Annotated in this window: 9 protein-coding genes; 5 read left to right on the plus strand and 4 right to left on the minus strand. The window is 47.5% G+C overall.

Annotation, left to right across the window (positions count from 1 at the left end):
* Nucleotides 1-13: 13 nt before the first annotated feature.
* Nucleotides 14-1660 carry an aspartate 4-decarboxylase gene (gene aspD / locus BUR42_RS00570; RefSeq protein ID WP_074237218.1) on the plus strand — a complete coding sequence of 549 codons (1647 nt, stop codon included), beginning with the start codon at nt 14-16 and terminating at the stop codon, nt 1658-1660.
* 23 nt (nt 1661-1683) lie between these two features.
* A complete protein-coding gene (locus BUR42_RS00575) occupies nt 1684-2733 on the plus strand; it encodes a type II asparaginase (protein ID WP_074237219.1) in 1050 nt (349 codons plus the stop codon).
* A gap of 47 nt (nt 2734-2780) precedes the next feature.
* On the opposite strand, the gene BUR42_RS00580 is transcribed toward BUR42_RS00575, so the two are convergent.
* On the minus strand, nt 2781-4259 hold the full coding sequence (locus BUR42_RS00580) for a discoidin domain-containing protein (protein ID WP_084185244.1): 1479 nt from the start codon (nt 4257-4259) through the stop codon (nt 2781-2783).
* A 384-nt stretch (nt 4260-4643) separates the two neighbouring features.
* On the opposite strand from BUR42_RS00580, the gene BUR42_RS00585 reads away from it, so the two are divergent.
* The 3 genes from BUR42_RS00585 to BUR42_RS00605 all read left to right on the plus strand — a co-directional run bounded on the left by BUR42_RS00585 (nt 4644) and on the right by BUR42_RS00605 (nt 10277).
* Nucleotides 4644-6731: a cellulase family glycosylhydrolase gene (locus BUR42_RS00585; protein ID WP_084185246.1), complete on the plus strand. Its 2088-nt coding sequence runs from the start codon at nt 4644-4646 to the stop codon at nt 6729-6731.
* A 75-nt stretch (nt 6732-6806) separates the two neighbouring features.
* A complete protein-coding gene (locus BUR42_RS00600; protein ID WP_074237223.1) occupies nt 6807-9224 on the plus strand; it encodes a 4-alpha-glucanotransferase in 2418 nt (805 codons plus the stop codon).
* A 33-nt stretch (nt 9225-9257) separates the two neighbouring features.
* Nucleotides 9258-10277, plus strand: coding sequence for a dipeptide epimerase (locus BUR42_RS00605; protein WP_074237225.1), 1020 nt, complete (start codon nt 9258-9260; stop codon nt 10275-10277).
* On the opposite strand, the gene BUR42_RS00610 is transcribed toward BUR42_RS00605, so the two are convergent.
* The 3 genes from BUR42_RS00610 to BUR42_RS00620 all read right to left on the minus strand — a co-directional run bounded on the left by BUR42_RS00610 (nt 10274) and on the right by BUR42_RS00620 (nt 12681).
* A complete protein-coding gene (locus BUR42_RS00610; protein ID WP_074237227.1) occupies nt 10274-10807 on the minus strand; it encodes a hypothetical protein in 534 nt (177 codons plus the stop codon). The two genes, BUR42_RS00605 and BUR42_RS00610, sit on opposite strands and share 4 nt — an antisense overlap.
* 112 nt (nt 10808-10919) lie before the next feature.
* The gene (locus tag BUR42_RS00615) at nt 10920-11198 is read right to left on the minus strand and encodes a hypothetical protein (RefSeq protein ID WP_074237229.1); all 279 of its coding nucleotides are present in this window, start codon (nt 11196-11198) and stop codon (nt 10920-10922) included.
* A complete protein-coding gene (locus tag BUR42_RS00620) occupies nt 11185-12681 on the minus strand; it encodes a hypothetical protein (RefSeq protein WP_074237231.1) in 1497 nt (498 codons plus the stop codon). Before BUR42_RS00620 ends, BUR42_RS00615 begins: the two co-directional genes overlap by 14 nt.
* Nucleotides 12682-12726: the final 45 nt, after the last annotated feature.

The following is a 12726-nucleotide window of genomic DNA, read 5'->3' on the forward strand; positions in this document are numbered from 1 at the left end:
TAATACATTATTTATGGCAGTTGATATTTCTAAGATCAAAACGTCAAGGAACGTTGAGAAAACGCTCGAAACCCTGAGCCCTTTTGAAATTAAGAATGAACTGATCCACCTGGCAGAAGAGAGTGCCTTAAAATCAACAGCATCCATGCTGAATGCAGGCAGAGGTAATCCCAATTGGATAGCCACAACACCCCGGGAAGCTTTTTTCCTGTTCGGGCAGTTTGCATTGGAAGAGTGCCGGAGGAACCTTGAGGCCCAGGGTATCCTGGCAGGCATTGTTCAGGATAAGAATGGGATCGCGGAGCGTTTTGAGGCTTTTTTAAGCAAACAGAAAGATGTACCGGGAGCTGCACTCCTGGATAAAACATACCGGTATGGAGTAGATAAACATGCCTTTGATGCCGATGCCTGGATCCGCGAGTGGGTGGAAGCCGTGATCGGTTTTAACTACCCGGTACCGGACCGGATGTTACGCCATATAGAAGTAGTGGTACATGATTACCTGATACAGGAAATGTGCGGAGGGGAAACAAAGGCTGGTAAGTTTGATCTCTTTGCGGTTGAAGGCGGTACCGCAGCTATGTGTTATATTTTTGATTCCCTGATGCAGAATCACCTGGTTGAGCGGGGAGATAAGATTGCCCTGCTTACCCCAACCTTTACACCCTATATTGAAATCCCGCAACTGGAACGGTATAATTTTGAAGTGGTGTATGTAGAAGCAAATACCACTGGCGAAAATGGTTTTCATACCTGGAAGTATCCGCCGGAACAACTGGATAAACTAAAAGACCCTGCCGTTAAAATAGCGTTTGTAGTGAATCCCAGCAATCCACCTTCCTTTGCCATGAGAAAAGAAACGCTGGATTATATTGCCGGGATCGTGAAGAATAACAACCCGGAATTAATGATCATTACAGATGATGTATACGGCACTTTTGTTGATAATTTCCGTTCCCTGATGGCTATCGTGCCCTTCAATACCATCACGGTATATTCTTTTTCGAAATACTTTGGTTGTACCGGATGGCGCCTGGGTACGATCGCCGTTCACCAGGATAATATCTTCGATAAAAAGATCGCTCAGCTGAGTGATGTGCATAAAAAGGAATTACACAAACGGTATGAAACCCTCAGTTTAAAACCGGAGGACATTAAGTTTGTTGACCGGCTGGTGGCAGACAGCAGGCAGGTAGCCCTGAATCATACTGCCGGTCTTTCTTTACCGCAACAATTCCAGATGATGCTTTTTAGCGCCTTCTGTGTATTGGATACACAGGATGCCTATAAAACCTTAGCCCAGTCCATCATCCGTAAACGTTTCAACCTGTTATGGGAAGGAATAGAAGTAGTGCCTCCGGAAGACCCTACCCGTGTAGGTTATTATTCTGAAATTGATGTGATGGTAGCTGCTAAACATTTTTACGGAGATGAATTTGCGGCCTGGCTCAAAAAGAATTTTGAACCTGTTGATGTACTCTTCCGCCTGGCAGAGAAAACATCCATTGTGCTTTTAAATGGCGGCGGATTTGCAGGGCCGGAATGGAGCATCAGGGTTTCCCTTGCAAACCTTCCTACAGACAGCTACCTGATACTGGGTAAAAGCATCCGTAAGATATTGATGGAGTATGTGACCAGCTGGGAGAATTCCGGTAAATGATCTTTCACTATAATCTTAACCGAATGAAATTACTATTCATTTTATTCACGTCTTTTTTATGCAGCGCGGGCCTGTTTGCCCAGAAATTGCCAAGGATCAAGATCCTTGCCACAGGTGGTACCATTGCCGGGAAAGGAGCTTCTGCAGATCACTCTGCTTATACTTCAGGAGAACTGCCTGTTAAAGACCTGATAGGCGCTGTTCCGGGGATAGAAAAAGTAGCGGACATTACAGGTGAGCAGATCTCCAATGTAGGAAGCCAGGATATGAGCGTGGCCATCTGGATAAAGCTAAACAAAAGGATCAATGAGATCTATAAGAATAATGAAGCAGACGGGATTGTGATCACACATGGTACGGATACACAGGAAGAAACGGCTTATTTCCTTTCCCTCACAGTACGTTATGATAAGCCGGTTGTGATCACAGGTTCTATGCGCCCTGCTACCGCTATCAGTGCTGACGGGCCAAAGAACCTGTACGATGCAGTTACACTGGCTGCTTCCAAACAGGCAGCGCATAGTGGTGTATTGCTGGTGTTTAATGAATATATTTTTTCAGGCAGGGAAGCTGTGAAAACCAGCACCACCCATCTGAATGCTTTTACCGCGCCTAACAGCGGGCCTGTTGGGCAGGTATACGATGGTAAGATAGTGTTATATGAAACACCTTTAAGAAAAACGAACAAGGCTACACCTTTTGATATTACAGGTTTAGCCTCACTGCCGGAAGTGGCAGTGGTAGAGTTGTATGCAGATGCGCCCGCCACAGCCATGAATGCATATGTTGCAGCTGGTGCAAAAGGTATTGTTACCGGCGGCCTGGGCAATGGCAATCTGAATAAAGCCAATACAGACGCTGCAGTAGCTGCTATTAAAAAAGGTATTCCTGTGGTGAGGGCATCCCGGGTTCCCACAGGAAGGGTAACACTCCTCGATGAAACGGATGATGAAAAGCTGGGGACCATTGTGTCTGACGACCTGATGCCGCAAAAGGCCCGGATCTTATTAATGCTGGCCCTTACCAAAACAAACGACCGGAAAAAAATACAGCAATATTTTTTCGAGTATTAGATACATCAGGTTGAGCAGGCATTGCTCAACCTGATGTACGCACCTTATCAAAGCTTCTGTAATTTCTTAGAAACAGACCTGCCCCCATGCTGTAACTGTAGAATGTATGATCCAGCCGGTGTTTCCGCACACTTGAAGGGAATAGTATGTTTACCCGCCGGTAAGTTCCCGTTCACCAGTACCGCTACCACCTTGCCTGTGATATCATATACTGCCAGCCTCGTCTGCCCGGCAGTTTTAAGATCAAAGCTTACTGTGGTTTGCTGCGTGAATGGATTAGGTGTAACATTTAACGCTTCGGAACTTTCTTCCTCTGTTTTACCCACACGCGAAACAAAACTACTTCCATTCAATACCTTGATCTCCGTATAACTGTTCCAGGCGTTTACAGTATTGCCATGCCCTACAATACGCACATATTTGGCAGACACCGGGGAGAAGTTAAATGTTTCCAGCGCATTGCTGGTGCCGCTGCTTTGCAGGCCGGTAGCTACATTCGTGAAAGAAGTACCGTTCGTTGAAACCTGGATATCAAAGTTAGAGCGGCGGGCGGTACCATTATAAAATGCGATCTGTACGCCGGACACTGTTTGTGCAGCACTCAGGCAAAGCTGGATCCATTGCGGGTTACCGGAAGCAGACCAGCGGGTGTTGAGATCATTGTCCAATACATTGGCAGGTACATTACCATCGTCTGTGCTTGCAGATGCCGGAACACAGGCGGCCCCAACATCGCTGGGGCAGAGGTTGGCAGTGCCTTTTGTAACACAGATATCTGCGAGGCGGATGGTTTCGTCACGGAGGTAAGAAGGGCTGGTGAGGCTGCGGTAAAAACCGAATTTGGGTGCCCCATAACCTGCGCCGTCCTCCCACATATCCAGGTTGTTGTTGGTGTAAGACAACAACGTTACACCATCACTCAGTCTTTTTATCACAAATTCCAACGTGCCGTTATTATCATGTTTGATCTTTACATAAGCTTCTACCCAAACACCTTTAAACAGGCTCAGATCGGCAGTAGCAACTGCGCCACCCAGGCCGGTATGGCCTATTTCCATTTTGTTGTTATAACGCGGCGTAAGGGTAATGATAGGCGCGCCGCTGCCATGACCATTGCCATATGCTTTCAATTGCATGATATGGCAAAAGTTGGGCGACTCCTGGAAACCTGCATCCAGTTTAAACTTCCAGCGATAGTAACTGGTAGAACCTTGTGTGCCTTGTTGCTCGCTTCCTTTACCTCTCAGTTCAATCCGCTGCCGGTCTGTTGCACCGCAGCGGTCATCATCCAGGTCGCGGTGCAGGGTGAAAGCAAATACATATTTGCCAAGCTGGGTGTCCATGATCTCATTGATATGTTTCACCGCATGGCCGCAATCAGGGGATTCAACATTGTATCCCTGCTGGTCCATTAACTCATAAGTATTGCCGGGGCCGTCAGCAATTACTGTTACCTGCGCCTGTACAGCAGCCGAGGTAAATAATAGTAAACATAATAAGCAACGAATAAAATACGCCTGCATCATGGGAAGAGGGTTTTAAATGATTAACAATGATCCTGCAGCGTTGGAATATAATAATCAGAGATGGCGGAAATTGAAGCAGCTAGCCTGTTACAGGCCTTTTTAGATCTTGGATCGTTTTCATAAGTGGAATTATTGTTCTACTACTAATTTAGATTATTTTTTCCCTGTTTGTATCAAATTTCCTATATTTATGCAAACGATTGCACTTTTGATCAGAATTTGAGTGAAGGCCCGTTGATCTTTAACACGTTATGAAGCCGTTGTCAGTACTTACACTACAACCTTCCGCATCTCCTTTTAATTATCGCGATTGTCCTCAACAGGGACGGGGCATTGTATTGCCTTCAACCGAAGACTAAATCGTAACCCTTAATATGAACCTTTATGAAAACACATTTATCCTTTAAACTATTGCTGGCATTGTGCCTGTTATCTGTTACCCATATCCTGAAGGCACAAACACCTGTTGCGCAGAACGGACAGTTGCAGGTGATCGGTCTGAAATTATGTAACCAGTATGGCAACCCTATCCAATTGCGTGGTATGAGCACGCACGGCATCCAATGGTATGGATGGGGGAGTTGTTTAACAGAAGCTTCGCTGGATGCCCTGGCATATGATTGGGGTGCTGATATCCTGCGTATTTCCCTCTATGTGCAGGAAGGTGGTTATGATACTGATCCTGCAGGTTTCACCGCGCAGGTAAGCCGTTTGATAGACGAAGCTACAGAGCGGGGCATGTATGCGCTGGTTGACTGGCACCAGCTAACACCCGGCGATCCCAATGCCAACCTTGCCAAAGCGAAAACTTTCTTCACCGCTATTGCCAATCAGCATAAGAACAAGAACAACATCATTTACGATGTATGTAATGAGCCAAACGGGGTTACCTGGGCAAGGATCAAAACCTATGCAGATCAGATCATTCCTGTGATCCGTGCGATCGACAGCGATGCGGTGATCCTGGTGGGTACACATGCATGGGGTTCTATGGGTATTTCAGACGGGCGTTCCGCACAGGATATTGTGAGCAACCCTTTGAGCTTTACCAATATCATGTACACTTTTCACTTCTATGCAAAGTCTCATGGCAGTGTATACTTAAATGAACTGAATTGGGCATCGGACCGCCTGCCGGTGTTTGTAACGGAGTTTGGTTCACAGGAGGCCAGTGGTGACGGACCAAATGATTTCACAATGACACAGCAGTACATTGACCTGATGCGTACCAAGAAGATCAGCTGGACTAACTGGAACTATTCTGACGATAACCGTTCCGGTGCGGTATGGCTTAGCGGAACCTGCTCTGCCGGCCCATGGACCACAGCCCGCCTGAAACCTGCAGGCACCTGGATCCGCCAGCGCATGTTAAGCCCCGCAGATGATTTTCCCGGTGGCAGTACTCCTCCTGTTTGTTCGCCGGCAGCAGCCAGTGCAGATGATGGCAATGTACCTGCGAACGTGCTGGATAATAACCTTAGTACCCGCTGGTCTGCCAGTGGAGACGGGCAATGGATCCAATTCTGTTTGAACAATATTGTAACAGTAACGGGCGTAAAGATCGCGTTCTATAATGGCAATACGCGTAGTTCAAATTTTGATATCCAGGTTTCAACCAACGGTACTTCCTGGACGAATGTGGCTACCGGTTTGAGCAGCAGCGGTACATCCACGGCATTGGAAACCTTTAATTTTACTGCGGCATCTGCTAAGTGGGTGCGCATTGTAGGGCATGGTAACAGCGTAAATGCCTGGAACAGTTATACGGAAGTACAGGTGGTGCAGCAAACTTCGCCTCCCTGTGTGCCAGCCTCTGCCAGTACAGACGATGGTAATGTACCCGCCAATGTATTGGACAATGATCTCAACACCCGCTGGTCTGCTTCCGGTAACCCGCAATGGATCCAGCTTTGCCTGAGTGCTACGCAAACAGTGTCCGGTGTGCAGATCGCTTTTTATAATGGTAATGCGCGCAGTTCTAATTTTGATATCCAGGTTTCAACGAATGGCACTTCTTTCACGAATGTAGCTACAGGCCTGAACAGTAGTGGTACTTCCACAGCACTGGAAACATTTAACTTCTCCCCGGTGTCTGCCAAATATGTGCGTATTGTAGGGCATGGTAATAGTGTGAATGCCTGGAACAGTTATACGGAGATCAAGGTATTGAATGGAAGCAGTTTTGTTTCGCGTGTGGGTAAAACAGAGGAAGAAAGTTCCGAAGCGTTAAATGTTACACCTAATCCATTCACGCAGCAAGCCACGGTGAGCTTTGACCTGAAAGCTGCGGGTCAGACAAAGCTGGCAGTATATGATATCAATGGTAAGGTGGTAGCGGTACTGGTGAACGGGAACTTACCGGCAGGTAAACATACCATTCCCTTTAAATGTGCGGAAACACCGGCAGGATCATATATCCTCCAGTTACAACATGACGGGAAATCTGTTTCCCGGAAACTGCAAAAGTTATGAGCACTGATCAATAGTCAAACTGAACAATGCCTGTACCTTTTGGTGCAGGCATGTTTTTTTTCGTAATTTCCGTGCATGACGCTTCACTTGTATGTTCGTTTTTCTTCTGCCTGGGGGCAGGAGCTTTATGTAGCTGTTTGCCATGATCAGGGGGAAACGAAGTTGCTGATGGAGTATTACAACGCTTCCTGGTGGCGGCTGACGGTCCATTTGGATGATCCGGCTGTATTCCGTTACAGGTATTACCTGGGTACACTGTCAGAAAGGAATACCCGTGCTATTTATTGTTTCCCTTCTGATAAAGAACTAACGGTAAGGGACATCTGGATATGGCCGGGTATGGTAGAAAATGCCTGGTTAACCGCTCCTTTCAGTGAAGTGTTCTTTAAACGGGAGGCCGCTGCACTTCCTGCTCCTGCACTGTATACTTTCAGGGTGCATGCTCCGCTATTAAAAGCAACAGAAACTGTTTATATCATTGGTAATATTCCGGAGCTGGGAGCATGGAATGTAAAGCAGGCAATTCCTTTAACATACACAGCAGAAGGTGATCTAATAACGGTAGCAGATATTCCCCGCGGCCTGTTGATCGAGTATAAATATGGGAAAAAAGAAGGTGATCAGTTCATCTATGAGGAAGGAGAGAACCGGGTGATGTTCACCGGTGAATTCAGCATACACGGCCGTACGATTATCCACGACGGGTTTGCACGGTTCAATATTACACCCTGGAAAGGCGCGGGTGTTGCAGTGCCTGTATTTTCACTTCGTTCTGAAAAAGGATTAGGCATCGGAGAGTTTGCAGATCTGAAATTGCTGGCAGACTGGGCGGCCGCTACCGGCCAGCGCATCCTGCAGCTCTTACCGGTGAATGATACCACCGTGAATTACAGCTGGACGGATTCTTATCCCTACGCCGCTATTTCTGCATTTGCATTACATCCCGTTTATATTCATTTACCGGCTGTAGGTAAAGTAAAGGATTACAAAAAGCATCAGGCAAAACTGAACGAACTGCCATCGCTGGATTATGAGCAGGTGATCCGCATTAAAATGGAAGCGCTGAATGAATTGTTCACTGCGTTTAAGCCCGACAGTGATTATCATACCTGGGTAGCAGCTAATCAGCATTGGCTGGAACCTTATGCCCGCTTCAGTTGTGAGCGGGATAAGGATCTGCAGCTTACCGGCCGGCCAACAGAAGCGGCTTTTTATTTTTTCATTCAATATCAGTTGCATAACCAGTTACTGGATGCAGTCAGTTACGCACACAGCAAAGGAGTGGTGATCAAAGGCGATTTGCCAATTGGAGTATTCCTTCAAAGTGTGGAAGTAAAAGAAGCACCGGAGCTTTTCGATACAAATGTGCAGGCAGGCGCTCCGCCGGATGATTTTTCAATGAAGGGGCAGAACTGGGGATTCCCTGTATACAACTGGGCGCAGATGGCAGCAACAGGGTATCGCTGGTGGAAGGAAAGACTGGCGCACATGGCATTGTATTTTTCTGCTTTCCGTATTGATCATATCCTTGGGTTCTTCCGCATCTGGCAAATACCCCGTGATACTTTCGACGGATTACTGGGATACTTTGATCCTGCCATACCTTTTACCATAGATGAATTACAGGCGGCAGGTATTCCATTCGACCGTTCCCGTTATTGCCAGCCTTATATCACAGACGCAATCCTCTACGATACTTTCAGCGATGCCACACCTGCCGTAAAAGGTATCTACTTTGAACGGAACGGCGATGGTACCTTCCGGCTGCAAGCCTCCTACACTACCCAGCAGTCAGTGGCAGATGAGCCGGATCCCTTTATCCGCCAGGGATTACTGCACCTGATCACGAATGTATTATTCCTTGAACCGGTGGATGGTGAATTCCATCCGCGCTTCCATATGCACCTCACCAGTTCTTTCGAAGCACTGGAACCTGCTGTGCAGCACAAACTCCGGGTTTTATCTGACCAGTATTATTTCCACCGCCATGATGCTCTTTGGGAGCAGGAAGCCCTGAAGAAATTACCGGTATTGCAACAGGCTACAGATATGCTGGTTTGCGGCGAAGACCTTGGTATGGTGCCCCATTGCGTACCAGGCGTGATGCAATTACTGGGCATCCTCAGCCTGGAAGTACAGCGTATGCCTAAGGGGGAAAACAGTACCCTTGCATCCGCTCCCTATCTTTCTGTTGTAACGCCTTCCACGCACGACATGAGCACGATCCGTGAATGGGCAGAAGGGGATTATGGTTCACTGATTGAAGAACATTTACAGTCACCTGCCATGTGGTGCATCTTACAGCTGCAGGACTGGCTGGCGCTGGATGAAAGCCTTCCCCATACAGGACCTGCGGAGGAACGGATCAATGTACCGGCTGTTACTCCCTGGTACTGGCGCTACCGCATGCCACTCAGCCTGGAAACGTTGCTGAAAGCAGAGGGGCTTACAACAACCATTCGCGGGATGATCAGTATGGCAGGAAGGGGTTAGGAAATATCATCTTACATTGTGTATATTTAAATTATGGAACTAACACTTTATCCCTTCGAGTTAAGATTCCGCCACACGTTTACTATTTCGAGAAAAAGCAAGGATGTACAACCGCTATTGGTAGCAGAACTGCAGGAAGACGGATGGAGCGGCCTCGGAGAAACTGCCGACAATTCTTACTACAATATTACGGTACCCATACTGATGGCAGCTATCAATGCCCATCGCCCTTTTATTGAATCTTACAAACTGGATACGCCGGAAGCCTTCTGGGAAGCCATGTATCCTAAGTTATCAGATAATTTGTTCGCGCTCTGTGCACTGGACCTTGCTGCGCATGACCTCTATGCGAAACGGCTTGGTAAAAAGCTGTACGAGGTCTGGGGGCTGGAGCCTTCTCATAATCCTTTAACGGATTACACGATCGGGATCGATACGGTGGAGAATATGGTGAAGAAGTTACAGGAATTCCCCTGGCCCATTTACAAGATCAAACTGGGTACCAAAGATGATATTGCCATCATCACGGAATTACGCAAACACACCAAAGCTATTTTTCGTGTGGATGCTAATTGCGCATGGGGTGTGGAGGAAACCCTCCGGAATGCAGCCGCTTTTAAAGAGCTGGGTGTTGAATTCATTGAGCAGCCTATGCCCGCAGCAGATTGGGAGGGCATGAAAAAGGTATACGAAACCTCCGCCTTACCGCTCATAGCAGATGAAAGCTGTATTGTGGAAGCAGATGTAAAGAACTGCCATGGTTATTTCCATGGCATCAATATAAAGCTCACCAAATGCGGCGGCATCACACCTGCCCGCAGGATGATCCTGGAAGCGAAGCAGCTGGGCATGAAGGTAATGACGGGTAGTATGAACGAAAGCACCGTTGGTACTTCTGCCGTAGCACACCTGCTGCCCTATCTGGATTATACTGACATGGACGGCCCGTTGCTGCTGGCAGAAGATACCGCAGATGGCGTTAAGATCCGGAACGGCAAGATCATCTATGCCAACCGGAATGGTACAGGCGCTGAGTTATACAGGGCCTTTTAAGGCTTCGCGCTTAAAGAAACCAGCACTTTCTCCGGCTCTTTTTCGGGCTCCTGCTTCATACCGGAGAAGCTGTACAACCGGTTATCTATATCATTCGTAGCGAGCATATACCCGTTGATGATATTCGGCTCCCGGATAGAGAAATAGGTTTTGTTATTCAGCAACCACTCGTGCGGCTGGCAGATGAGTTTATACGGCGTACCGTATGCGAGGTCCGGCTTCATGATGAAGTCGTACCCTTTGCGTTCAGCCAGCAAGCCTTTGATGCGGCAGACTTCCCGGCGGGAGGGGTGGTAAGTGGTGTCGTTTTCAAGGGAACCGAAAAAGAACATCCCATGCGCACTGTCTATGTGCAACACGTAACGCAAAGTGCCTCTTTCTGATTTGAAGGATACCAGGTATTTACCCAGGAGTGCAGCGGTTTTTTGCTGCATGATACGATTAGGCTGACTGTTTCCCTGCAGGGGGATACATAACAGATATGCTGCAAGAACAAGAACAGTCTGCCGGATAAGAGAATGGCGGATCATATCGACAGGTTTTTGTTACTATAAATTTACACGCTAAATATGGCTTTTGCCAACAATATGGACGGATGGGTTAAACAGGATTAATTGGGGCCGGGGATTGGGGTTAAACGGCTTATTCTTTTGATCCTGCTTCTTCTTCCGTGATCTCCTTCCAGGTTTTTGCAAAGAAAACGTAACTGCTCTTACGGCCCTGAGCCTCAATGTATTTCCCCGCCAGGGCGGCCAGGGGATTATCCATAAATGGATTACCCCCTGCCGGCCGGATGAGGAAGGTGCCGTCTGCCGTTTGCAGGTACACACCTAAACTTTCGCTTTTAGTGGTTCTCGCGAAAGTCTTTAATATAATTTGCCCTTTTACCTTTTTAGGCGCTTGTTTCTTATCGTCTGACATATTCTCTGTATCCCATTATTTCACCGTTCTTTTCCTTTACTACCAGCACTTTGGTTTTCTTATGTTTACCGCTGACAGAAGAAGATGAATATACGTGAAATTTCACCGGCGCGTTGAATGCCTTCATGTCCCGCGTCAACGCATTGGGTTTCGGTGCTGTTTCAAAAACCTTTTTGGTGGCCTTTTCTGAGAATTTTTTATCCTTCAGTAAAGACCGCACATTTGCTGCAAATTCTGTACCCTCTTTTTTAGTGCTCACTAAAGTAGGTGTTGCAATAAAGTTGCTGAGGGCAGCACCTTTGGAGATCATATTATCCCGGCTGTTCCTGCGGGCATTCAGGGATTTGGATGCAGGAGCGCTGGCCACCGGTACCACCGATGGTTCTCCCAAGAGGTAGAACTGTGCAATGGTCTTCAGTTCATAAGGGTCCAGGGTAGGGCCCATTTTATCCAGGAAGCTTTGCCGGGCTTCCAGTAAGGCCCGCCCGGTAGAAGCACCTTTGATGGTATTGATAAGGAATTCCTGCGTGAGGATGTCCGCCAGGCCCTGTCCTTCTGTAGGGCCATAGGCGATGGTGGAACTTCCCATAAAGGCAATGGCGTGATTGATCAGGTAGGTATTGGCCACACTCATCTGGGGCGTTTCTGTTTCATTGGGATCATAGAGTTGCGCCCCGTAACAGCATTCTGCGGCCGCGATAGTGCCTTTGCTGATCATTTTAGCCAGCATGCTGGCATTTACGGCTTCGGGGTAATTTGAGCCTTTCTGACCATAGTAACAATGATCTTCGAGGGAGCCATGGCAATTGATAAAATGTGTTTTTGGTTTCATCTGTGCGGCCGTCCATTTGGGGCCGCTGATAGGAGAGATCTGCATCAGCGCATTCTCACCAAAGATATTATGCAGGCTTTCCTGGGTAGACAGGCGCCATTCGTATACACTCACAGAGAAGTATTTGCGGTACTCTTTATCTTTCACGGGTTTGCTGGCCAGCACATCTTTTACCAGGGAATGGAAGTATGCGGGGTCTTTGCTGCCCGGGATGTCTGGCAAACGGCCCACCACACGGGTAGGAGCAATGAACTTACCCGGATCTGTATGATAAGGAGCCTCGCAGGCGTAGGGAAGATCGCTGGGGATCAGCTCATCCTCATCATCATCGCTGGATAAAAGGTTATGCAGTTCCTGGAAAGGGATCACATCCTGCGCTCCTGCAATCACCAGGTAATCCGGCTGAAAGTGTTTGTACAAGGCATCGATGGCAGCTTTGTTCTGGCGCTGATCTTCCGGGTTTTTTACCGGGGGGACCTTGTACTTTTTCATAGCTGTGGCATCGTCAAGGAATACGATCTCGGTGCTCAGTTTCCGCTTTTTATCAAAGTCTTTGATAGCGGTGAGGTCTTTCAGGAATGTTTTGTGTTTACTGCCGTATTTTTTAACCAGGGCAGACCGGTTGGAAACGATCAGTTTATCCTTTTTCATTTTGGGGGTATTTTGGGTGTTAATTAACCCTGTTAAGGTAAGGAA

The sequence above is a fragment of the Chitinophaga niabensis genome (assembly GCF_900129465.1).
Taxonomy (GTDB): Bacteria; Bacteroidota; Bacteroidia; order Chitinophagales; family Chitinophagaceae; genus Chitinophaga; species Chitinophaga niabensis.

Bases quoted from the DNA above. Each gene is read 5' to 3' on its own strand.
- aspD (WP_074237218.1), top strand. From the start codon at position 14: ATGGCAGTTGATATTTCTAAGATCAAAACGTCAAGGAACGTTGAGAAA.
- BUR42_RS00615 (WP_074237229.1), bottom strand. From the start codon at position 11,198: ATGTCAGACGATAAGAAACAAGCGCCTAAAAAGGTAAAAGGGCAAATT.
- BUR42_RS00580 (WP_084185244.1), bottom strand. From the start codon at position 4,259: ATGATGCAGGCGTATTTTATTCGTTGCTTATTATGTTTACTATTATTT.
- BUR42_RS00585 (WP_084185246.1), top strand. From the start codon at position 4,644: ATGAAAACACATTTATCCTTTAAACTATTGCTGGCATTGTGCCTGTTA.
- BUR42_RS00575 (WP_074237219.1), top strand. From the start codon at position 1,684: ATGAAATTACTATTCATTTTATTCACGTCTTTTTTATGCAGCGCGGGC.
- BUR42_RS00605 (WP_074237225.1), top strand. From the start codon at position 9,258: ATGGAACTAACACTTTATCCCTTCGAGTTAAGATTCCGCCACACGTTT.
- BUR42_RS00620 (WP_074237231.1), bottom strand. From the start codon at position 12,681: ATGAAAAAGGATAAACTGATCGTTTCCAACCGGTCTGCCCTGGTTAAA.
- BUR42_RS00600 (WP_074237223.1), top strand. From the start codon at position 6,807: ATGACGCTTCACTTGTATGTTCGTTTTTCTTCTGCCTGGGGGCAGGAG.
- BUR42_RS00610 (WP_074237227.1), bottom strand. From the start codon at position 10,807: ATGATCCGCCATTCTCTTATCCGGCAGACTGTTCTTGTTCTTGCAGCA.